This is a genomic window from Deinococcus indicus (assembly GCF_002198095.1).
Lineage (GTDB): Bacteria > Deinococcota > Deinococci > Deinococcales > Deinococcaceae > Deinococcus > Deinococcus caeni.
The window spans coordinates 78792-101012 of the sequence record NZ_NHMK01000011.1; the positions used below are offsets into that span (position 1 = coordinate 78792).

Below are 22221 nucleotides of genomic sequence, written 5' to 3' on the forward strand. Positions count from 1 at the left end.
GAAGGGGCTGCAAACCCCGCTGGGTCCGAGCGGATGCGACTCGTAGAGCTGCCCCGCAGAGTAAGAGAGAAACGCCCTTCCGGACGTGGAGCCGGCAGGGGCGGTGAAGTTCCGGATTGTCGGCGAAACAAACGGCAGTCCGTATGATCCGGACGGGCGACCACGCCCACTGCCCGCCGGGCAGGCCGTGCAGACAGGCAGAGGGGGCGCCCCACCGGCTCACGGTGGAACGCCCCCTTCAAGTAGTCCGTATCAGTCGGCGGCGGCCAGCAGGCCTTCGGGCTGCATGACGTTGGCGCCCAGGCCGCGCAGGCGCTCGGCGAGGCGTTCGTAGCCGCGGTTCAGGTACTGCACGCCGTCGATGACGGTGTCGCCCTCGCAGGTCAGGCCGGCGATGAACAGGGCCGCGCCGGCGCGCAGGTCGGCGGCCTTGACCGGCGCGGCGTGCAGCGCGGCGCCCTGGATGACCTGGGTGTAGCCGCTGACGGTGATGTTCGCGCCCATGCGGGTCAGTTCGGCCACGTGCGTCAGGCGGTCGGGGTACACCGGGTCCTGCACGACGCTGGTGCCGGGCACCGTGGCGAGCAGGGCGCTCATCTGCGGTTGCAGGTCGGTGGGGAAGCCCGGATAGCTCTGGGTGGTGATGTTCACGGGGCTCAGGGTGCGGTTGCGGGCGTCCACGGTCAGGGTGCTGCCCTGCTCGGTGACGTCCACGCCCATCTCCTGCAACTTGCCGGTCACGGCGCGCAGGTGGTCGGGGCGGACGTTCGTGAGGGTGATGCGGCTGCGGGTGGCGGCGGCCAGCATCATGAAGGTGCCGGCCTCGATGCGGTCGGGAATGACCGTGTACGTGCCGCCGCGCAGGGCGCTGACGCCGCGCACCGTGATGGTGTTCGTCCCGGCGCCCTGGATGTCCGCGCCGAGGCTGTTCAGGAACTCGATCATGTCGACCACGTCGGTGTCGATGCTGGCGTTTTCCAGCGTGACCACGCCGTCGCCCAGCACGCTGGCCAGGATGGCGTTGTGCGTGCCGCCCACGGTCAGCAGTTCGAAGATGAACTGCCCGCTGAGGCTGCCCTGGCGGGTCGCCTCGAAGTTCCCGCCGTCCTCGCTGACCTGCGCTCCGAGGGCGCGCAGCGCCTTGACGTGCTGGTCCACCGGGCGCGGTCCCCAGGCGCAGCCGCCGGGCATGGAGACGGTGGCGTGTCCGGCGCGGGCCAGGATGGGGCCCATCACGATGAAGCTGGCGCGCATCTTGCTGACCAGCGCGTAGGGCGCGTCGGTGTTCAGGATCTCGGGGGTGTGCAGTTCCAGGCTGTTCTCGCCGATCCAGGCGTGGCGGGTGCCGATGTGGGCCAGCAGGTCCAGGATGGTCGCCACGTCGCTCAGGCGCGGGATGCCGTGCAGGGTGACCTTCTCACTGCTCAGGAGGCTGGCGACGATGATCGGCAGCGCCGCGTTTTTGCTGTGCTGAACGGCGATCTCGCCGCTGAGTTCGCGGCCTCCCTGGACGTGCAGTGGGGTCAGTTGCATGGGGGTATCCTTTCGTGAAGGTCACGGGCGCGCGGGGAGTGGGATTGAGGGGGCCGGCAGCCGACCGGTTGCCCCACGCGGCATGGGTGCATGTTACACATCGTGCTCAGGATGTGTCCACACTGACCATACATCCGGTCACCGCCCGGAGGATGAGTCGCATCGGGAGGCCAGTCGTCAGGGGAGTCTCATGTTGAGGGTACTCAGAGCTGCGTGCTACGCTGCGGGTACGACCACACCCACCACCGCGACGCCCACGGCCGCGGGAGGTCCCTTTCAGGAGAGGCATGCCCAAGAAGGAACGTAAACGCCTGCAGGTGGTCATCAGCGACGAGCAGGACGCCCTGCTGACCCGCACGGCGTACGAACTGTCCAGCCCGGAACGACTGATCAGCAAGAGTGAAGTGGTGCGCCTGGCCATCGAGAAGATCGCCCGCGAACTCGGAGAAGGAGAGAACCTCGAGCAGTACCGTTCCATCCTGGACACCGTCCCCAGCGACGACGCCTGATCCGCCCCCGCCGCGCGCCCTTCCGGTCAGGGAAGGCGCGCGGCCGTCTGTCAGTCGGGGGCCGGCTCAGGCCCGGTTCCGGCCCGCCGGAGACAGCGGTGCTGGGCGCCGCATCACCGGGCCAGTGCGACCGGGTCGCTCAGGACCCGCCGCGCCCACAGGTAGCGCGGTCCCCAGTAGCGGTCGGCCCGCAGCCGGTCCACCGACACCCGCCCCAGGTAACTGTTCGCGCTGATGAACTGGTCGTCGCCCAGGTAGATGCCGACGTGCGACACGCGCCCCCGGCCCTCGGTGTCGAAGAACAGCAGGTCGCCGGGCCGCAGGTCGCGGTCGTCCACCGCCGCGCCCGCCCGCGCCTGATCCGTACTGACGCGCGGCAGCGCCACACCCAGCGGCGTGAACACCTGCCGCACGAACCCGCTGCAGTCCAGACCGCTGCGGGCCTCGCCGCCGAACACGTAGGGCGTGCCCAGCAGCGCCATCGCCGCGCCGCGCCAGTCGCCCGGCGCGGCACTCGCGGCAGCGGCAGGCGGCAGGGCGGCAGCCGGGGCAGGGGCGGGGTCGGCCGGTCCCTGCACGCGCGGCATCTCGCGCGCCGGTTGCAGGACCGGAGCGACCGGTGTGGGCGCCGCCGGCAGGAACGGTGATCCGCCCACGCCTCCCGGCAGCGGTCCGGCCGGCGTGGGCGCGGGCGCGGCCGTCGCGCCGCGGTCGGACGCACCGGCCGGCAGCGTGAGCACCTGACCGGCCCGCAGCGCCGCACCGGGCGGCAGACCGCTGGCGGCCAGCAGGGCGTCCACCGTCACGCCGTAACGGCGGGCCAGGGCGTACAGCGTCTCGCCGGGCTGCGTGACGTGCGTGCGCGGTCCGTCCCGCAGCGTCAGCACCTGCCCGACCCGCAGGTCCGGGCGGGTCAGGCCGTTCAGGGCCAGCAGCGCCTCGACGCTCAGGCCGGCGCGGCGGGCCAGACTGAAGGCCGTATCGCCGGGCTGCACGGTCACGCTGGCCTCGCCCCGCAGGTCCGGGGCCGCCACGACCAGTTGCACGGTGAGGGTCTGCGCGGCGGCCGGCAGCCCCCCCAGCGACACGGACACCGCCAGCGCGGTCAGCGGGCGGCAGGACAGGGCAGCGCGGAAATCAGGCAGCAGCATGGAGCGACTCGCAGGGAAGACCCGGCCGGCCATCTGCCGGCACCGGAAAGAAGCGAAACAGCTGAGAACCATGAACGTAGACCCGCGCACCGTAACACGCGCCGCCCCACCCTGCCAAGCTGTCCACCCTGCCAGGCCACCCGCCGCGCCGGGGCAGGGGGGAGCGTCCCGTCAGGAAGGCCGCTGCGGTCCCGGCGGGGCGTATGGTGGCAGGCGTGACTGCCCGCGCCCAGGCGTGGCGTACGCGCACCTTCAGTGCCCTGCGCCACCCCCACTACCGCCGCTACTGGTTCTCGCAGCTGCTCTCGCTGACCGGATCGTGGATGCAGGCGACCGCCCAGCAGTACCTCGTGCTGGAACTCTCGGGCGGCAGCAGCGCCGCGCTGGGCTGGGTCACCGCCGCGCAGTTCATGCCCAGCCTGCTGCTCTCGCTGTTCGCCGGGGCCGTCATCGACCGCGTGCCGCGCCGGAACGTGCTGCTCGCCACGCAGATCACGCTGCTGATCACCGCGACCGCCCTGGCCGTCACCACGCACCTCGGGCTGGTCACGCTGCCGCTGGTCATGGCCATCGCGTTCCTGTCCGGCTGCGCGAACGCCTTCGACATGCCGGCCCGGCAGAGCATGGTCGTGGATTTCGTCCCCAGAAGCGACGTGCCGAACGCCGTCGCCCTGAACAGCCTGTCGTTCAACGTGAGCCGCACCGTCGGGCAGGCCCTGTTCGGGGTGGTCGCCGCGCTGGGCGTGACGCTGCTGGCCGGCGGGAACGGCGACGACATCTCGCGGCTGGCGCTGCCGTTCTACCTGAACGTCGCGTCGTTCTTCGTGGTGCTGTACGTGATCGCCACGCTGCCCTTTCCCGCCCGCGAGGGCGGCCCGCGCGGCAGCATGGCCGAGGACGTCCGCGAGGGCCTGCGCTACGTGCGCGGCACGCCCGCCGTGCGCAACGTCATGCTGCTGGTCGGGGCGCTCAGCCTGACCATCATCAACTTCAACGTGATCATCCCCTACTACGCCCGCGTGGTGTTCGGCGCCCGCGAGGCCACCTTCGGCGCGCTGTCCGCCGCGTTCGGTATCGGCGCGATGGCCGGCGCGCTCTGGCAGGCCAGCCGCCCCAACCCGCTGCGCAACCTGCGGGTCGGCGCGGTTATCCTGACCCTCAGCGCCGTCGCGCTGGCCCTCACGCCCGGCCCGGCGCTGGCCTTCCCGGTCCTGGCCGCCTGCGGGTTCGGGATGCTGACCCTGCTGGTCAGCGCGAACTCCAGCGTGCAGCTCACCATCCCCGACGCGCTGCGCGGCCGGGTCATGAGCCTGTACTCCTTCGTGCTGGTCGGCATGGGCCCCCCCGGCGCACTGATCGCCAGCAGCCTGATCAGCAGCAGCGGTCCCTTCGGGCCGCGCCTGGGCCTGATCGTCCTGGCCGCGCTGGGCGCCGCCGCCACCGCCGCCCTGTGGACCCGCCTGCCCCGCAACCCCCGCCCCGAACCCTGAACCGAGCCTAAGCCCGCGCCCCGCGAACGGCTGTTATGCTGCGTGCATGGCTTCAGACCGCAATCCTGACCAATCGCACGCCCTGATGACGTGGGCGCTGATCGTGGTTGCCCTGGGCGCGATCATCGGGATCGGCACCACCGCCGCGCTGTTCGCCCGCAAGGGACGCCCCCTGCCCGACGACCCCGACGCCCCCCTGTTCATCTGACACGGACTCCCGTCTCCGGTCGAACGGCTGACAGGGCCGTTCCATCCGGGCGGGTGAGCGCAGGGCGCCCCGCCGGGCTGTCAACGCCATAGACGGAATCCACCCGCACCGCCATCCGGCCCGGCCGTCTCCCCAGACCGCCGGGCCGCGGTCACGGGGAAATCCGACCTCGGCCACCCGGCCGAACGACATACGAAACCCGTATCAGCCGTCAGCCAGGGTGCAAATGGCTTTGTCAGTCATTCAGGTCCGAGTCCGGATCAGAACGGCCAGACGCGCGGGATGATCAGCAGGGCCGCCACGAACGTCACGGCGGTCAGGCCCGCCCCGACCCGCACGAAATCCATGAACGAGTACCGCCCCGGCCCGTACACCAGCATGCACGACGGTTCCAGCGGCGTGATGAACGAGTTGCTGGCCGCCACCGTGATCCCGATGATGAACGGCCGGGGATCGTAGCCCAGCGCCTTGGCCGTCCCGATCGCCAGGGGCAGCATGACCAGCGCCGCCGCCTGGTTGCTCATGGGCTGGGTCAGCAGGACCGTCACCAGGAACAGCGCGCCCAGCAGTCCGTACGGTCCGAGCGGTTCCAGCACGCCGGACAGCGCGCCGGTCAGGGCGCGGGCCGCGCCGCTGTCCTCGAAGGCCGTGCCGAAGGCCAGCATGCACGCCACCAGGATGATCACGGGCCACTCCACCGACCCGTACGCTTCCTCGGGGGTGATCAGGCGGAACATCAGGCTCAGGGCGACGGCCACGACCACCGCGACGGCCAGCGGCACGACGCCCAGCCCGCCCAGCAGCACCGCCCCGCCGAACAGCAGCAGCGCCAGCGGCGCGCGGCGCAGGTCCCGCTGGCGTTCGGTCAGGTCGCCCATGACGACCAGGTGTTCGCCCAGCGAGTCGATGCGCTCGGCGCCGCCCTGCACCATCAGGACGTCGCCCACCTGGATGCGCAGGCGGCCCAGGCGCTCCACGTTCCGCGCGCGGCGGTGCAGTGCCAGCACGGACGCGCCGTAGCGTTCACGGAACCGCGCCTCCCGGAGGGTGCGGCCCAGAAGCGGCGAGCCGGGCATGACGACCGCCTCGACCAGCCGGACCGCGCCGGCCTCGTCCTGCGGGAGTTTCTGCTCGCTCTTGCTGACCACGCCCAGCGTGCTCTTGCCCGCCAGGATGCGTTCGGTGGGACCCTCGACGGTCAGGGTGTCGCCCTCCTGCACCCGGAAGTCCGGGCCGGGCGCGTACTGCGTGGGCTGCTCGCCCCGGCGCACCGCCACGACCGTCAGGCCGTGATCGCGGCCCAGTCCGGTTTCCCGCAGGGTCTGCCCGGCCAGCGGACTGCCGGCCGCGACCGTCAGGTCCGCGAGGTAGGCGCGCAGCGACTCTTCGAGTTGCGCGTCGCGGGCGGGCAGCAGGCGCGGCGCGACGAAGAACAGGTACGCCAGACCCAGCGCCGCGACCGGCACGCCCACCCACGCCAGTTCGAAGAACCCCAGCGGTTCCTGCCCGGCGGCCGGCAGCGCGCCCGACACGACGAGGTTGGTGCTCGTGCCGATCACGGTGATCGTGCCGCCCAGGATGCTCGCGAACGCCAGCGGCATGAGCGCGCGGCTGGCGGGAATCCCGGCGCGGCGGGCCATGCCGGCCACGACCGGCAGGAACACGGCGGTCGTGGCGGTGTTGCTGGTGAAGGCGCTGACGCCCGCCACGGTGCCCAGCAGCGAGCGCAGGGTGGCCGTGGCGTTCCGGGAGCGCCGCGCGACGCTCACGCCGACCCACTCGATCACCCCGGCGCGCAGCAGCACCCGCGTCAGGATGAACAGCGACGCCAGCGTCAGGACCGTGTCGCTCCCGAAGCCCGCGAACGCCTCCTTTGGTGTCAGGAGGCCCAGCAGCAGCAGCGCCGAGAGCAGTCCCAGCGCGGTCACGTCGACCGGCAGCCACTCGGTGGCGAACAGCACCAGCGCGGTGACGAACAGAATCAGCAGGATCAGGATGGGGTCCATGTGTCACCGGGAAGCGTGCCGCGCCTGCCGGCTGGCCGCGTGAGAGAAACCAGAAGACGTACCCGCTTGATTTCCGTGACCCTGCTGTCCGGCTCAGGCCGGAGCGGACCAGCCGGTGGCGAGGCGGGTCAGGGCCTCGCGCAGCACCGTCACCGCCCGGTCGTACTCCGCGAGGTCCAGGCGTTCCTCCGGCGTGTGGTCCAGGGCGCTGTCGCCCGGCCCGTACGCCAGCGTCGGCACCGGCCAGTGCGCGGCCACCACGTTCATGTCGCTCGTGCCGGTCTTGACCTTGAACACCGGCGCGCCCCCCTGCGCGCGGATCGCGACCCGCATGGCCCGCGTCAGCGCGTTGTCCCGGTCGTGCCGCACGGCGCTCTCGTGGCCGGTGAAGGTCACGGTCACGCTGTCCAGGTCGGCCAGCAGGTCACGGATGACCGCCTCGGCGTCGGCGGGACTCACGGCGGGCGGCAGGCGCAACCCGAAGGTGCCGTGCGCCCGCTGCGTCAGGCCGTCCGTGCCGCTCGTGATGTCCTGCACGGTCGCCTGCACCCCGCCGAACACGCCGCCCGGCTCGCCCGCCCCGGCCGCCCAGGTCCGCACCCGGAACCACGCCTCGGTCAGGTCGTCCCCGGCGCTGCTGCCCTCGCCGGCCGTGTGGAAGTTCTCGCGCTGCGCCTCGGCCCGCACGACCAGCCGGCCCTTGTACCCCAGGGTCAGGCCCTCCCAGCCGCTCGGCTCGCCGATCAGGACCACGTCCGGGCTCAGCACGTTCCGGATGTGCCGCGCGCCCCGGCTGCTGGGCGCCTCCTCCTCGGTCGCGCCGATCACCACGAAGCGCGCCGCCGCCAGCGCCTCGGGCGGCAGGGTCGCCACGGCCGCCATGAACGCGCACAGCGGCCCCTTGGCGTCCACGCTGCCGCGCCCGTGCAGCACGCCGTGGTCGTCCACCCGCACCGGAATCTCGCCCGGCACGGTGTCCATGTGCCCCAGCAGCGCCACCGTCAGCGGCCCGTGACCGCGCTCGCCCACGGCGTTTCCGGCCTCGTCCACCCGCGCCGCGAAGCCCCGCGCGGCCATCCAGCCGCTCAGGAGCTCGGCCACCGGCCCCTCCTGCCCGGACAGTGACGCGGTCTGCACCGCGCGGATCAGCAGGTCACGCGCGTCGGCGACCGGTGCGGGAGCCGGACGGTCAGTCGACATCCATCACCCCACCCGAGGTGCCCGACGCCCGCGCCAGCGCCACGAGCAGCCGCGCGATGTCCGCCAGCGCCATCAGCGCGATGGTGCCCACGCCGCCCGCCAGCAGCGTCCACAGCGCCGCGAGGGGCTGCCCGCCCGAGAACTGGAAGAACGCCAGCGCGACCGACGCCACGAACAGCACCGCGCCCAGCACCCGCAGGCGACCCGTCAGGCTGTCCACGAGGTCCGCCTGCCGGGCCAGCGCCGCGACCGCCGACGCCGCGCCCCGCAGCGGCACACCCGCCGCAGAGGCCGCCGCAGCCGGCGCTGCGGTCGGCGTCGGGATGGGTGTAGGTGCTGGCGCCGGGGCGGGCGCGACCTCGCTGCGCGCAGAGGCCGGCGCTTTGGCGAGGTCCGGGGTGCGGCTGGGCGAGAAGCCGCTCGACGAGATCACGACCGGCGTCGCCCCCGCCGGCGTGTGAACCGGAGCGGGTGCCGGCGTCGGTGCCGGACTCGGTGCCGGACTAGGTGCGGGTGCCGGGGTGGGAACCGGCGTGGGTTCGGGAGCGGGCGTGGGAGCGGGCCGGGGCGTGGGGGCAGGCTGGGGCGTGGGCGCCGCCGGTTCCGGGGTGACCTCGGCCGCCTGCGCCGCTTCCTGCGCGGCCGCGCGTTCCTTGGCCTGTGCGGTCGCGTCCCTGACCTGCCCGAAGAACGCCTGCACCTGCGCCGGATCGAACCCCAGCAGGCTGGCCGTCAGGGCCGTCCCGGCCGGCGTCTCGACCCGCAGCGTGCCCTCCTGATCACTGTGAATGCGGGTCAGGTCGCGCAGCGTGACCCGGCGCGTGCCGTCCGCATCCTGAAACAGCAGCGTGTCGGCCGTCAGGACGAACAGCGCCTCGTCGCGCTCCAGCGACGTGAGGGGAGAAGCGGTCATTCCGATGGTCTGCAGGGCCTGCACGGCACGTTCACTGGGGGCACGCTGGGTCATGATCACTCCTTGAAAAACCCACAGGAGCCGGGCGCCGCCTGAACCGGCCCTCTCCTGCACCTGGGCGGCTCCGGTCACGCTACGCGCAGCCCGGAACCTGTCGGCACAGCATACCCAACCCTGCCCAGGCACGCGGCGCCGCTCCCGGCGGTCACGGCCACGCATGAAGACACGCCCGCGCTGCCTCTCACCGCGCCCCCCCGGCCCCCGCGCCACACTGGGCGCATGAGCGACCAACCCAAGGACACCACCCCGCTGGGCCGCAGTGTCGAGGACATCGAACGCGAGAGCGGCAACCTCGTGAACGACCCGCGCGAGGGTGAGACCCTGCGCCGCGACCAGGGACCGGCCGTCATTCCGGCCGTCGCGAACGCCAACACCACTGGTCTGATCGCCGCCGTCGCCCCCGCCGACCTGATCGAACCGGGCAGCGGCCCGGACGACGGAACCAGCACCGTCAACCGCGACAGCAGCGAGGAGTAATACGGACTCCGATTGAATGGGCTGCAAAGCCCATTCAATCCGAGCGAAGCGAGTTGGAGCAAAACGGGTTCCGGATTGCCGGCGAAACAAACGGAATCCGTATAAACCGAGACAGGAGTGGGCGGCACCAGGGAAACCTCCGGCGCCGCCCACTCCTGCCCTGTGCGCGGGTCGCGTCAGCCGGTGCCCAGGTCACGCGGGCGGTACGTGACCGCCTCGGCCAGATGCGCCTCGCGGATGTCGGGGCTGCCCGCGAGGTCCGCGACGGTGCGCGCCACACGCAGCAGGCGGTCGTAGCCGCGCCCGGTCAGGCCCAGCTGCTTCGCGGCGGCCCGCGCAAAGCCCTCGGGACCGGCGGCCAGCGGCGCGTGCTGCCGCAGCGCCTGCCCACCCAGGTCCGCGTTCCGGCCCCCCTGCCGCGCCAGCATCCGCTCGCGGGCCGCCGCCACCCGCAGGCGCACCGGGGCGGTCGGTTCCGGTTCCGGCGCGCGGGTCAGTTCCTCGACCGTCAGGCGCGGCACCCGCACTGTCAGGTCGATGCGGTCCAGCAGCGGTCCCGACAGCCTCGCCGCGTAGCGCGTCCGTTCGGACGGCGTGCAGACGCAGGCCTTCTCGGGGTCACCCAGGTGCCCGCACGGGCAGGGATTCATCGCGGCGATCAACTGAAAGCGCGCCGGGTACTGCACGGTCGCCCGCGCGCGGCTGATCACGACCGCGCCGTCCTCCAGCGGCTGACGCAGCGTCTCCAGCGCCTTGCGGCTGAACTCCGGGAATTCATCGAGGAACAGCAGGCCCCGGTGCGCGAGGCTGACCTCGCCCGGCCGGGGCACGCCGCCCCCACCGATCAGCCCGGCGTCCGACACCGTGTGATGCGGCGCGCGGAACGGCGCCCCCAGGTTCAGGCGCCCCCGCGACGCCAGCAGGCCCGCCGCCGAGTGAATGCGCGTGACCTCCAGCGCCTCGGCCCGCGTCAGGGGGGGCAGCAGGCCCGGCGCGCGGCGCGCCAGCATGGTCTTGCCGCTGCCGGGCGACCCGACCATCAGCAGGTTGTGGCCGCCCGCCACGGCGATCTCCAGCGCGCGGCGCGCCCCGCTCTGCCCCTTCAGGTCTGCGAGGTCCAGCAGCGTGTCCTCCGGTCCCTGCGCCTCGGGCGCCGGCGTGACCGGCAGCGGGTGGGAGCCGCCCAGGTGCCGGGCCGCCTCGGCCAGCGTGCCCGCCCCGAACACCGGCACGCCCTCGATCAGCGCCGCCTCGGGCGCGTTGCCCAGCGGCAGCAGCGCCGGCAGGCCCAGTTCGGCCGCCAGCAACGCCAGATTCACCGCACCCGAGATGGGCCGCAGGCTGCCGTCCAGCGCCAGTTCCCCCGCCACCAGCGTTCCCGCCAGCGCCGCCGCCGGCAGCAACTCCTGCGCGGCCAGCAGCCCCAGCGCGATCGGCAGGTCGTACAGCGGCCCCTCCTTGCGCAGGTCCGCCGGGGCGAGGTTCACCGTGATCCGCGCCGCCGGGAACGGCAACCCCGCGTTCCGCACGGCCGCCCGGACCCGCTCGCGCGCCTCGCTGACCGCCTGATCCGGCAGGCCGACCACCGTGAAGGCCGGCAGTCCCGGCGAGACGTCCACCTCGACCTCGACCGGCACGGCGTCCACGCCGATCAGGGCGACACTGCGGGCGCGGGCCAGCATCAGCGGCCCCCACGGACTGTGCGGAATTTCACGCCGGCCAGCGTACCAGACGCCCCGCTGCTCCCCGGCCGCAGCGCCCCGCACCCCCGTCAGGGGACATGCGGGGCGCTGCTAGGAGTGCGGATCAGCTGCCGGTGGGTTCCTTGGCGACCGTGACGACCGGCGCGCCGTCCGGCGTGACCGGCTGGGGCACCTCGACCGGCTGCACCATCACCGGCTGCGCCGCGACCGGTTGTGCGACGGCAGGCTGCGCGCCCGGCGTGACGGCCGCCGCCGCGACCGGAACGGCCGCCTGCGCGTGAATCGTCTGAGCGGGCGCGGCGGGCGGCGCGTCGTTCAGGGTGCCGTCCAGACCGTCTTTGAGGCTCTGGGTACTCTTGCGGAATTCACGCAGGCCGGCGCCCAGGCTCTTGCCCAGTTCCGGCAGTTTGCGGGGACCGAACACCACGAGCGCGACCAGCAGGATCACCAGCAGTTCAGCAGGACCGATATTGGGCATAACACTTGACCTCCAGGGAAAATCGGCGGCGGCCGGACGCCCGCCACGGAACAGACGAACGCCACGGGACAGACCACTGTCCGGCGCGGCCCGCCGGGGACCACCCCCGCAGTGTAGGCCCGCCCCCCCAAGCAAATGTCACGTGTGTCCGGGCCGCCTCCCGGCGCGCGACGGAACGCGGCGGTCAGGTCGGCGCGGCCGGCACGTCCCGGTAGGCGCGCAGCGTGCCGTTCATGAACGCCACGTACAGCGTGCCGTCCGCCGCCAGCGGCGTCGCCTGCACCCCCTGCGCCTCCCGGTGCGACCAGCGCACCGCGCCGCTGCGCACGTCCAGCGCCCGGAGTTCCCCCGCCTCGGACGCCAGGAACACCATCCCGGCGCTGATCACCGGACTGGCCGTCACGCGGCCCTCCATGCGGTGCGACCACAGGTCCTCGCCGTCCGACAGCCGCAGCGCCCGCACCTCGCCGCCCCACCCGGCCAGGATCGCCACGCCCCCGTCCCGGTCCGCGCCGGTCAGCGCCGGGGACGCCCACACCTCGTCCTCCAGGTCGTACGTCCACAGGGTCGGTTCGTCCGGCGCCAGGGACGGCCGCCCCCCCGCCGCACTCAGGGCCAGGGCGTGAACCTCGCCCTCCCAGGTCGCCACGACCAGCGTCGCCTCGCCCGGCCGGGTCGGCAGCAGCGCCGGCGTGCCGTGCACCGTCCCGATCTCGACCTTCCACATGGGCGACCCGTCACGGGCGTCCAGCGCGTGCAGCCATCCGCTCTCGTCGCAGATCAGCGCCGCGCCCGCCCACACCAGCGGACTGGCCGCCACCGGCCCGCCCGTCCGGTACGCCCAGCGCAACTCGCCCGTCCGGTCGTCCAGCGCGTACAGGTGCCCGTCGCGGCTGCTGGCCAGCACCTGACCGCCCCACAGGGTCGGCGCGCCCGTCAGTTCCGCCCGCGCCCGGTGCAGCCACACCTGCGCGCCGCTGTGCAGGTCCACGCGCCGCAGGGTCCCGTCCCACGCGCCGAACAGCACCTGCCCGCCCTGGAAGGTCGCCGGGGCCGTCACCTCGTCCCGCGCCGCGTACGTGGCGAACGGACGGCCGGACGCGTGCGTCAGGACCAGCTGCCCGCCGCGCGTTCCCACCGCCACCAGATCCCCCTCGCCCATCACGGCCGCCGGCCACGTCACCTCGCCGGGCAGCGGCACGCTCCAGACCTCGCGCAGGTCCGCCACGCGCGCCGGGCCGTCCGGATGCTCCCCGGTCCGCGCCCGCCCCCCCCGGTACTGCCCGCGCACGTGCGCCGTCCACACGTCCCGCCGCGCCAGCGCCCACAGGTGCGCCAGCGCCTCGCCGCTCTCCGGGCGTTCCTCCGGGCGTTTGGCGAGCAGCGCCAGCAGCACCCGCGCCACCGCGTCCGGCACCGCCGGGTTCAGGTCGCGCGGGTCCGGCGCCGGTTCGTAGACATGCTGGTACAGCACGCTCTGGTCACTGTCCCCCACGAACGGCGGGCTGCCGCACGCCACGCGGTACAGCACCGCGCCCAGTGCGTACAGGTCGCTCAGCGGCCCCACGCCCACCCCGCGCGCCTGTTCCGGCGCCATGTACGCCGGGGTGCCCAGCGTGACCCCGCTGCGCGTCAGCTGCCGCGTGTGCTCACTGAGCGCCACCAGCCCGAAATCCATCACGCGCGGCCACCCCGCCTCGTCCAGCAGCACGTTCCCCGGCGTCAGGTCCCGGTGCGTGATGCCCCGCCCATGCACGAAATGCAGCGCCCGCGACACGAACGCCGCCGCCGTCAGGAACCGCCCCAGCGGCCCCGGCGCGTCCTCCAGCGGCCCCAGCGCCGTCACCGGCCCGCCCGTCATGAGCGGCATCGTGAAAAACGGCCGCCCACCCTCCGGTTCCGTGCCCAGGTCCAGCACCGGCACCACTCCGGGGTGCGTCAGGCGCGCCAGGGTCCGCACCTCGCGCAGGAAACGCTCGCGGTCACTGGGCGGCACGTGCGCGTGCTGCACCTTCACCGCCACGTCCCGCCCCAGCAGCGTGTCGTGCGCCCGGAACACCCGCGCGCTTCCACCCTCGCCCAGCAGACCCAGCAGGTCGTAGCGACCCACCAGCACAGAGCCCGAATCCAGCGGCATACCCCGCGAGTGTAGCGCCCGGCAGCCGCAAGAGGAGGAGGGGGGCGGCAGGTTATCCACCGCCCCCTCCTCCTCTTGCGTTACTGCCCCATGCCGGCCAGCTGCCCCGGGGTGATAGGCTCACGCAGCAGGTGGGCGAAGGTGTCGCTCTCGCCGCGCTCGACGGCCCGGCGCACCAGATCGCCGCCGACCGAGTACGTGAAGATGTACGCGCGGAAATTCGGGTTCTGCACGAACCGCAGCGACTGCCGGGCGCGGGCCTCGCTGGCCAGCGCGTACGTCTGCAGGAAGTCCAGCACCTCGCCTTCCGGGGCGCGGTCGGCGTGCAGGCGCATGGCCGCCTCGCCGCTCACGCCGCCCAGCGCCCGCCTGACCTGCGTGACCGCCAGGAACGCGCGGATGTCGTCCGCGTCCAGCCCGGCCAGCGCCGCGAGGTCCCCGGTCAGCCACGCCTCTGTCTCGTCCGGCGTCATGACGGCGCGCAGGGCGTTCACAGCGATGCCCTCCGACACCACGCACTCCGGCGCGTTGATGAGTTGGATGCTGTGTTCCAGCCAGCCGCGCCCGCGCACCAGCCCGGCCTCCTTGGTCGCGTGCTCGGTGTGGTGGCCGGGGTAGCCCTCGTGCGCCAGCAGGTCCGGCAGGGCGGGCAGCAGCACCGGCAGGTCCGTGTTGATGTCGATGCGACTCTTCAGGTTCCCCAGCGGCCAGTTGTACCCGCTCCAGGGCCGGTCGTTCACGAGCTCGATGCTGAAATCCTCACCGTCCGGCAGCCCGAAGCGTTCTGATACCCGCGAGCGCAACTCCGCCAGGATCGGGGCCGCCACCCGCAGGATGTCCCCGCGCGGCACCGCCACCCGCGAACGCAGCGCCTCCTCCCGCTCGATCAGGGAGCCGCTGCCGGGCAGCGCGGCGTCCAGCGCCCGCAGCGCCCCGTCCAGTTCGTTCAGGTCGGCGCGGCGCGGCTCGATGTCGTACAGGCCGCGCACCTCGTCGGCGTACGCGATGGCCTCGCCCGACAGCAGGCGCGTCATGGTGTGCATGGCCCGCACCTGCACCGTCAACCACTCGCGCCGCGCGTCCTCCGGCACGCCCGCCACGTCCGCCAGCAACGCCGACGCCTCCGCCATCAGCGCCTGCGGCTCGCGGGCCTCCCGCACCGCCCACTCCGGCGGCCCCCCGTACCCGTCGATGAAGCCCTCCGAGTGCGCATCGATGGCGTGCGCCAGCCGGATGTACCGCTCTGCAATGTCCGTCATGCAGGGCAGGATAGGCCCCCCGACACGGCCGGTTCCGTCAGACTGTCCGTCTATGCCGGATTACATAGCGGACCTGCGCGCCCGGATCGGGAATGACCCTGTGAACCTGATGGGTGCCTGCGGCCTGATCCGCGACCCGCAGGGCCGCCTGCTGCTGCAACGACTGGCCGGGCGGGACGTGTGGGGACTCCCCGGCGGCCTGTGCGAACTGGCCGAGGCTCCCGCACAGACCCTGCGGCGCGAGGTGTTCGAGGAGACGCGGCTGCACGTTCACGCGGCCACGCTGCTGGACCTGCTGACCACGCCCCTGCGCACCCTGCCGAACGGACATCAGGTGTCGTTCTACACCGCCATCTACCGGGTGGACGACTGGAGTGGCCTGCCCACCCCCGACGGGATCGAAGGCGTGGAACTGGCCTTCTTCGGCGCGCACGAACTTCCCGGCCTGCGCGGCCAGCCGGGCGAGTACGCGCGGGCATGGCTGGGTGCGCAGGCCGGGCGGATGCCGGTTCAGTCGCCGACGAACACCAGCCGTTCGTAGGTGCCGTCCGCGCGGCGGGCGGGTAGACCTGCCTGGGCGGCCTGCTTCAGTCGGGTCAGGGCGGTCGCCACGGCAGGCCCCTCGCCGTACATGCGCCCGGCGTCGTCGGTCAGCTGGATTTCCAGGCCGCGTTCCTCGCCGTGCGTGGCGCGCAGGACCACGCCCGCGCCGGGCACCTGGGTCACGCGCACGCCGCTGGGCAGCCCGGCAAGTTCGATCTGGTGGCGCAGGGTCCGTTCGTCCATGCCGTCATTGTGCGCCGTGGAAGTGGGGCGCGCACCCCGCACCGCGCCGCAATTCCCCGGCCGCGCCCCCCGTATCCTGCGGGCGTGACGCTGTTCGACCCGCCCGCTCCCCTCGCCGAACGCCTGCGGCCCCGCACGGTCGCGGAGGTCGTGGGCCAGACGCACCTGCTCGGCCCCGGCAAGCCCCTGACGCGCGTGCTGGGGTCCGGGCGGCTGGGCAGCCTGATCCTGTGGGGGCCGCCCGGCGTGGGCAAGACCACCCTGGCCCGCCTGCTGGCCGGCGAGGTCGGCGCGCACTTCATTCCGCTCTCGGCGGTGACGGCGGGCGTGAAGGACGTGCGCGAGGCGGTCACGGAAGCCGAACGCCTGCGCGGGCGGGGCCAGAAGACCATCCTCTTCCTCGACGAGATCCACCGCTTCAACAAGGCGCAGCAGGACGCGCTGCTGCCGCACGTCGAGTCGGGCCTGCTGACCCTGATCGGCGCGACCACCGAGAACCCCAGCTTCGAGGTGAACCCCGCCCTGCGCTCCCGCGCCCGCACGCTGGTCCTCGAAGCCCTGAAGCCCGAGGAGGTGCGCGGCCTGCTCGAACGCGCCCTGACCGACGAACGCGGCCTGAGCGGCGTGACCGCCGAGCCGGAAGCGCTGGACCTCCTCGCCCGCCTCGCGGAAGGAGACGCCCGCCGGGCGCTCAGCACCCTGGAAGTCGCCAGCACCCTGGGTAACCCCGTCACGCCCGACGCGATCACCGAGGCGTTCGGGCGGCACCTGCCGCAGATGGACAAGAACGGCGAGGACTTCTACAACCTCATCAGCGCGCTGCACAAGAGCGTGCGCGGCAGCCACGTCGACGGTGCGCTGTACTGGCTGGCCCGCATGGTCGAGGGCGGCGCCGACCCCCTGTACGTCGCGCGGCGCGTGGTCCGCATGGCCGCCGAGGACATCGGTCTCGCCGACCCACAGGCCCTGCGGTTGTGCATCGCGGCGCGCGACACCGTCGAATTCCTCGGCAGCCCCGAAGGCGACCTCGCGCTGGCACAGGCCGTCGTGTACCTCGCCCTGGCCCCCAAGAGCAACTCCGTGTACGTCGCGTGGAAGAACGCCCTGAACGCCGTCCGCGACGGAGAAAGCCTGCCCATCCCGCTGCACCTGCGTAACGCCCCTACCGCCCTCATGCGACAGCAGGGCTACGGCAAGGGCTACGCGTACTACTTCGACGACCCCGAAGGCAGCTTCCAGCAGGACTACCTCCCCGACGGCGTGCAACTGGGGCTCTACGCCCCCACGGGCGAAGGCTGGGAAGCCCGCGTCGCCGACCGCTGGCGCAAGTTAAGGGACGCGCATGGCGACGGGGAGGCATGAGGTCCATCACCTTCCACCCCCTGTCCCCGGCAGACGTGCCGCGCCTTACCCGCTGGCTCCAGGAGGAGCACGTCCGGGCTTTCTGGGATGACGGGGAACGCGACGAAACGGCCGTTTACGCGCACTACTTCCGTCCCGGACGGGACGTGCCGGGCTTCCTGTTCCATGTCGACGGGCAGCCCACCGGATTTCTCCAGGTGCAGCAGGTGAAACCCGGGCATCCCTTCATGGCCTGGGCCGCCCCGCAGGGCGACACCTGGGGTCTTGACCTGCTGATCGGGGCACCTGAGGAGGTTGGGCAGGGTCTGGCGGCCCAGGTGATCGGCGCGTTCGTGACGTGGTGGGCGGCGCAGCATCCCGGGCTGCGCCGCCTCCTGATCGATCCGGACAAAAGCCACACCCGCGCCGTCCGTGCCTACCAGAAGGCTGGATTCCAAACCTGCGGAGCGCTCGCCGACGCCGAGGGGCGGCGGTTGATCCTGCACTTTGACCTCTGACAGCGGTTTCCAATTCCATTGAACAAGAGTTTCCGCGTCCCTTGGATGCGTGTGCCACACGACGCCATGAGGGTGCAGAGGAGGAGAAACGTCGGTCAGCACGTCATTTTCCCCGTCGCGTCCTGGAGGGAGTGTTTAGCCGTGACCTGCGCTTCTCTGCCGGAACAGCCCGAAACCGAGCGTCTGGTGATCGAAGAACGAGAAAGCGAGAAGCGTCGGATGTCGTGTGGTGCGGAGTGCAGGGAACGGAAACTCGCAGAACACTGTGCTGACCGATAAAAACCCGCGCATGGGCGTGGTGGGAAGCGTCCTGGCGCGCAACTCGTGCCGCGCGGAAACTCTTGATTGAAGGACCAACAGCACGCCCTTCAATTCCACTTCCAACCGCTGGTGTGGACGGCTTCTCGCTTCGCTCGTTTCAGGGTTGCTGGGGGAACCCCTCAACACCCCTGAAAGCCGCTGTGATACGGGATTAAATTGACTTGCTTCCAGCGTGTTCGCGTTCCGTTGTCCCCTCTCCCTTTGTGAGAGAGCGAGGTGCGAAGCGACGGAAGGGTGAGGGGGCCACCGGGTGACACTGTCTGGTTTGGAATCAATTTAGTCCTGCATCAGGCCAGTCCCAGACCCCGCGTGACGGTGGCCTGCGCGTCCTGTTCGGGGACGCTGGTCACGACCGCCTCGATCCGCCCGTCCGGGCCGGTCAGGATCAGGGTGGGGTAGACCTGCACGCGGTACGGGCGGCGCAGGCTGCCGTCCGTGTCGAGGTGCAGCGCGTCCCCGTAGGCGTGGGGGGGCAGGTCGCCGCGCCGCGCGTCGATCACGCGCAGGTCCAGCCCGTGCGTGTGCGCCAGCTGACCCAGGAACACGTCGAGCGTGTCGCACGCCACGCACGCCTCGGTCTTGAAGGACAGCAGCGTGCGGCGCGTGACGTTCAGCGCGGCGGGTGGCGGCACGACTGCGCCCGGTTGGACGGTGCGCGCGGCGATCAGGCGGCCGAGCAGCGCCCCGATGGGGCGGGGCAGGCGGATGCGGATGGGCGTGGGGGTGGGTCGCTGGGTCATGAAACCTCCTGGGGGATGCCCTCAGGTACGCGCCCGGCGCGGCTGGGTTCCCGCGCGGGCGTGACCGCCGCAGAAGGCCCCCGCCGCTCCGGGGTGCGGAGGTTGGCGGGGGGGCTGGGAAGCTGGTGGGAGCGCCCGGCGTCGAGGCCGTGGGAGTGAGGGGTGCGCGGTGCCAGGTGAGGGGTGCAGGGTGCTGGGCGTGCCCGGTGGGGCCGGTCGGTCCGGCGACGCCGCCCCGGCGTCTTCAGGGGTGCAGCCTTTTCCCCGCTGCGGGGTAGGTCTCCGCCCGCGCGGACGCTCCCGACCGGCAGTGTGGGCTTACTCGGGCAGGTCCGTCAACCAGTTCGCCTGTTGCAGTTGCGTGTCCAGTTCCCGGCGTTCCTTCGCCAGGGCGTCCACCTGCACCTGCAACTCGCGGGCGGGAATGGCGGACAGGATGCGGACCTCGCTGTTGCTGTAGCGGGTGGGGCGGTCGCTGGCGGTGGCGGCGGCGCGGCGCAGCACCCGCAGGCGCAGGTCCAGCAGGTCGCGGCGGGTCAGGGCGTCCGTCAGGGTCCGGCCGTCCGGGAGGGTGGCGCGCAGGTTCGCGCGGTGAATGCGGGGCAGCAGCGCCTCCAGTTGCGCGGCGACCTCCGCGAACTCGCGCATCAGCGCCTGCGGGTCCTCGGCGGGCGCCTCGCCTTCCTGCACGAGCAGGTTCTTCACGAGGCGTTCTTCCAGTTGCGCGGCGCGTTTCTGGAGGTCGGCGCGGGTGATCAGGGCCTCGGCGAGTTTCATGCGTGCAGGGTAAGGGCTGAAGATGGGCCACAGGTGCGGCCTGAATTGGGATAAGGCTTTCTAATCCGTACTCCGATGGAAGGGGCTGCAAAGACCCTTCCATCCGAGCGAAGCGAGTAGGAGCAGAAGCGTGCTGCCGGGCGTGGAGCTGGCAACCCGGCGACGTTCCGGGTTGTCGGCGAAACAGACGGCAGCACGCATAAGCCACTCGGCGCACGGTGTTGGGGGGGCGGGGCCGGTATGCTCCCTACGAGATGTCCTTCGATGCCCGCGCCCTGTCCGCCCTTGATTTTCCCCGTGTTCTCGATGCGCTGGCCGAGCGCAGTGCCACGTCGTTGGGTGCGGAGCGCGCCCGTGCGCTGCGGCCCTCGGACGACCCGGAGCGGATCGCGCGGGAACTCGACGAGGTCGAGGACGCGCTGTTCGGCGTGAGCCTGAGCCTGGGCGGCATTCAGGACATCCGCGACCTGCACGCCCGCGCTGCCGAGGGCCGGGTCCTGTCGGGTTCGGAGCTGCTGAGCGCGGCGTACTCGCTGGACGGCGCGATGACGGTCAAGCGGGCCATCGGCGTGAACTCGCGCGGGCCGCTGCGCGAGGTAGCGGTCGGGCTGGGCGACCACAGCGAACTGGTGCGCCGGGTCCTGAGTGCCCTGGACCGTGACGGCGCGGTGCGGGACGACGCCAGTCCGCGCCTGCGTGACCTGCGCAAGCGCATTGAGCCGCTGCGTGGCCGCATCCGCGAGCGCCTGACCGCCACGCTGGAGAAATGGTCGGACCTGCTTCAGGAGCACATCGTGACCATCCGCCGCGACCGCTACGTGCTGCCGGTGCAGGCCAGCCGGGTGGGGCAGGTGCAGGGCATCATCGTGGACGCCAGCGCGACCGGGCAGACGTACTTCGTGGAACCGGCCGCCGTGACGCAGCTGAACAACGAACTCACCCGCCTGATCCTCGACGAGGAGGCCGAGGTGCGCCGCATCCTGACCGAACTCTCGGGCCTGCTGGCGGGCGACGCGGACGTGCCCATGACGCTCGTGACGGTCGGGGAACTCGACCTGATCGCCTCCAAGGCCCGGCTGGCCCGCGACTGGCGACTGAACCGCCCCGAGCAGGTCGAAGGTGGCCGGTACGACCTGCGCGAGGTGCGCCACCCGCTGATCGAGAACCCGGTCGCGAACGACCTCGCGCTCGGCGAGACGAAACTGCTGCTGATCACCGGCCCGAACATGGGCGGCAAGACCGCGACCATCAAGACGCTGGGCCTGGCGGTCCTGATGCACCAGTGCGGGATGTACGTCGCGGCGGCCAGCGCCCGCCTGCCGGTTGTGCGGGACGTGCTGGTGGACATCGGGGACGAGCAGAGCATCGAGGCGAGCCTGTCCACCTTTGCCAGTCACCTCAAGCACCTGCGCTACGTGCTGCGGCACGCCGCGCCGGACACGCTGGTCCTGGTCGACGAGCTGGGCAGCGGCACCGACCCGAACGAGGGCGCCGCGCTGGCCCAGGCGCTGATCGAGACGCTGCTGGCGCAGGACGCACGCGGCGTGATCACCTCGCACCTGTCCCCGCTGAAACTGTTCGCGCTGGAGACGCCGGGCCTGAAGAACGCCTCCATGGGCTTCGACGTCGAAACGCTGGCCCCCACCTACGCCCTGCAGGTCGGGCAGCCGGGCCGGTCGTTCGCGCTGGCCATCGCGCAGCGCATGGGCCTGCCCGCCGACGTGCTGCGCCGCGCCGAGGACCTCCTCGGACCCGACGCGGGCCTGATGGAACGCATGCTGGAGGGCCTGGAACGCGAACGCGAGGACCTGCGCGCCCAGCTGGAAGGGACCGCTGCCGCCCGCCGCGACGCCGAGGCCGAACTGGGCCGCGTGCGCCAGGAACGCGAGACCCTCGAAGCGCGCCGCAACGAGATGCTCGCCGAGGCCAGCCAGAAGGCCGAATCGCTGTACGCCGACGCCATCGAACGTGTTCGCACCCTGCGGGCCCGCGCGCAGGAGGACAGCGCCCGCCCGCGCGTCATGCAGGAACTGCGTGAACTGCGTGTCTCGGCGCAGAAGGCCCGCCCGGCCCCCGCCCCGCGCGAGGAACGCGGCGACCCCATCCGGGTGGGCAGCCGCGTGGACGTTCCCGCCTACAACGCCACCGGGCAGGTCCTCGAACTGCGCGGCGACGATCTGGTCGTGCAGCTGGGCGTCATGAAGGTGGGCGTCAAACGCCGCGACGTGCGTCTCAAGCAGGAACCCAAGGTCACGGCCCCCAGGACGCGCGGCCCCCGCACCGCCTTTGCCGGGGCGGTCGCCGCCAGCACCTTCCAGAACGAACTGCAACTGCGCGGCATGGGCGTCGAGGAGGCCGTCGAGGAACTCCGGACCGCCGTTCTGGAGGCTCACGCCCTGAAGGAGAGCCCGCTGCGCGTCGTTCACGGCAAGGGCCAGGGTGTGTTGCGCCGCCTGCTGCGCGAGTACCTGAAGGGCGACAAACGCGTCGAGTCCTTCCACGACGCCGAGGCGAACCAGGGCGGGCACGGCGTGACGATCGTGAACATCCGCCGCTGACCGGCGCCTGACGCGCGGCCTCATGAGGCCGGATTTTGACGAAACTCAGCTCCAGA

At 72.3% G+C, this 22221-nt stretch carries 20 protein-coding genes; 8 read left to right on the forward strand and 12 right to left on the reverse strand.

The annotated features are described in order from the left end of the window. Positions 1 to 252: 252 nt before the first annotated feature. Entirely contained in the window at positions 253 to 1533 is a 1281-nt protein-coding gene (gene murA / locus CBQ26_RS08520) for a UDP-N-acetylglucosamine 1-carboxyvinyltransferase (protein ID WP_088248215.1), read from the reverse strand. Between the two features lie 287 nt (positions 1534 to 1820). Here murA and CBQ26_RS08525 point away from each other — a divergent pair, with 287 nt between their 5' ends. Beyond that, complete coding sequence (locus tag CBQ26_RS08525) at positions 1821 to 2042, forward strand: transcriptional regulator (RefSeq protein WP_088248216.1); 222 nt, start codon at positions 1821 to 1823, stop codon at positions 2040 to 2042. Between the two features lie 113 nt (positions 2043 to 2155). Here the strand turns inward: CBQ26_RS08525 and CBQ26_RS08530 are convergent, their stop codons facing one another. Then, entirely contained in the window at positions 2156 to 3193 is a 1038-nt protein-coding gene (locus tag CBQ26_RS08530) for a C40 family peptidase (RefSeq protein ID WP_088248217.1), read from the reverse strand. Positions 3194 to 3408: 215 nt separating this feature from the next. Here CBQ26_RS08530 and CBQ26_RS08535 point away from each other — a divergent pair, with 215 nt between their 5' ends. After that, positions 3409 to 4683, forward strand: a complete 1275-nt coding sequence (locus CBQ26_RS08535) for an MFS transporter (RefSeq protein WP_229844075.1) — start codon at positions 3409 to 3411, stop codon at positions 4681 to 4683. Between the two features lie 46 nt (positions 4684 to 4729). Further along, positions 4730 to 4891, forward strand: coding sequence for a hypothetical protein (locus CBQ26_RS21835; protein ID WP_168174552.1), 162 nt, complete (start codon positions 4730 to 4732; stop codon positions 4889 to 4891). 260 nt (positions 4892 to 5151) lie between these two features. Here the strand turns inward: CBQ26_RS21835 and CBQ26_RS08540 are convergent, their stop codons facing one another. The 3 genes from CBQ26_RS08540 to CBQ26_RS21840 form a co-directional block, all read right to left on the reverse strand. Then, positions 5152 to 6897, reverse strand: a complete 1746-nt coding sequence (locus tag CBQ26_RS08540) for an SLC13 family permease (protein ID WP_088248219.1) — start codon at positions 6895 to 6897, stop codon at positions 5152 to 5154. 93 nt (positions 6898 to 6990) lie between these two features. Next, a complete protein-coding gene (locus tag CBQ26_RS08545; protein ID WP_088248220.1) occupies positions 6991 to 8097 on the reverse strand; it encodes a [LysW]-lysine hydrolase in 1107 nt (368 codons plus the stop codon). Continuing rightward, complete coding sequence (locus CBQ26_RS21840) at positions 8087 to 9064, reverse strand: hypothetical protein (RefSeq protein ID WP_172417996.1); 978 nt, start codon at positions 9062 to 9064, stop codon at positions 8087 to 8089. The genes CBQ26_RS08545 and CBQ26_RS21840 overlap by 11 nt, the downstream gene beginning before the upstream one ends. A gap of 225 nt (positions 9065 to 9289) precedes the next feature. Between CBQ26_RS21840 and CBQ26_RS08560 the strand changes: the two genes are divergently transcribed. Beyond that, entirely contained in the window at positions 9290 to 9547 is a 258-nt protein-coding gene (locus CBQ26_RS08560) for a hypothetical protein (RefSeq protein WP_088248222.1), read from the forward strand. A 176-nt stretch (positions 9548 to 9723) separates the two neighbouring features. Here CBQ26_RS08560 and CBQ26_RS08565 read toward each other — a convergent pair whose 3' ends face one another. The 4 genes from CBQ26_RS08565 to CBQ26_RS08580 form a co-directional block, all read right to left on the reverse strand. Beyond that, positions 9724 to 11229 (reverse strand): YifB family Mg chelatase-like AAA ATPase, encoded by a 1506-nt coding sequence (locus CBQ26_RS08565; protein WP_088248223.1) that lies wholly within the window; start codon positions 11227 to 11229, stop codon positions 9724 to 9726. Between the two features lie 124 nt (positions 11230 to 11353). Beyond that, positions 11354 to 11728, reverse strand: coding sequence for a twin-arginine translocase TatA/TatE family subunit (tatA, locus tag CBQ26_RS08570; protein ID WP_088248224.1), 375 nt, complete (start codon positions 11726 to 11728; stop codon positions 11354 to 11356). 184 nt (positions 11729 to 11912) lie between these two features. Beyond that, positions 11913 to 13865: a serine/threonine-protein kinase gene (locus CBQ26_RS08575; RefSeq protein WP_088248225.1), complete on the reverse strand. Its 1953-nt coding sequence runs from the start codon at positions 13863 to 13865 to the stop codon at positions 11913 to 11915. A gap of 80 nt (positions 13866 to 13945) precedes the next feature. After that, positions 13946 to 15124, reverse strand: coding sequence for a hypothetical protein (locus CBQ26_RS08580; RefSeq protein ID WP_088248226.1), 1179 nt, complete (start codon positions 15122 to 15124; stop codon positions 13946 to 13948). A gap of 52 nt (positions 15125 to 15176) precedes the next feature. On the opposite strand from CBQ26_RS08580, the gene CBQ26_RS08585 reads away from it, so the two are divergent. After that, positions 15177 to 15665: an NUDIX domain-containing protein gene (locus CBQ26_RS08585; RefSeq protein ID WP_229844072.1), complete on the forward strand. Its 489-nt coding sequence runs from the start codon at positions 15177 to 15179 to the stop codon at positions 15663 to 15665. Here CBQ26_RS08585 and CBQ26_RS08590 read toward each other — a convergent pair. Then, positions 15635 to 15910, reverse strand: a complete 276-nt coding sequence (locus CBQ26_RS08590) for a hypothetical protein (RefSeq protein WP_088248228.1) — start codon at positions 15908 to 15910, stop codon at positions 15635 to 15637. The two genes, CBQ26_RS08585 and CBQ26_RS08590, sit on opposite strands and share 31 nt — an antisense overlap. Before the next feature lie 84 nt (positions 15911 to 15994). Between CBQ26_RS08590 and CBQ26_RS08595 the strand changes: the two genes are divergently transcribed. Continuing rightward, positions 15995 to 17272, forward strand: a complete 1278-nt coding sequence (locus CBQ26_RS08595) for a replication-associated recombination protein A (protein ID WP_088248229.1) — start codon at positions 15995 to 15997, stop codon at positions 17270 to 17272. Continuing rightward, positions 17269 to 17769 (forward strand): GNAT family N-acetyltransferase, encoded by a 501-nt coding sequence (locus CBQ26_RS08600; protein WP_088248230.1) that lies wholly within the window; start codon positions 17269 to 17271, stop codon positions 17767 to 17769. Before CBQ26_RS08595 ends, CBQ26_RS08600 begins: the two co-directional genes overlap by 4 nt. A 608-nt stretch (positions 17770 to 18377) precedes the next feature. Here the strand turns inward: CBQ26_RS08600 and CBQ26_RS08605 are convergent. Beyond that, positions 18378 to 18830, reverse strand: coding sequence for a thioredoxin domain-containing protein (locus tag CBQ26_RS08605; protein WP_088248231.1), 453 nt, complete (start codon positions 18828 to 18830; stop codon positions 18378 to 18380). A gap of 318 nt (positions 18831 to 19148) precedes the next feature. Further along, a complete protein-coding gene (locus tag CBQ26_RS08610; RefSeq protein ID WP_088248232.1) occupies positions 19149 to 19607 on the reverse strand; it encodes a DIP1984 family protein in 459 nt (152 codons plus the stop codon). Positions 19608 to 19861: 254 nt separating this feature from the next. Here CBQ26_RS08610 and CBQ26_RS08615 point away from each other — a divergent pair, with 254 nt between their 5' ends. Further along, positions 19862 to 22165, forward strand: a complete 2304-nt coding sequence (locus CBQ26_RS08615) for an endonuclease MutS2 (protein ID WP_088248233.1) — start codon at positions 19862 to 19864, stop codon at positions 22163 to 22165. Positions 22166 to 22221: the final 56 nt, after the last annotated feature.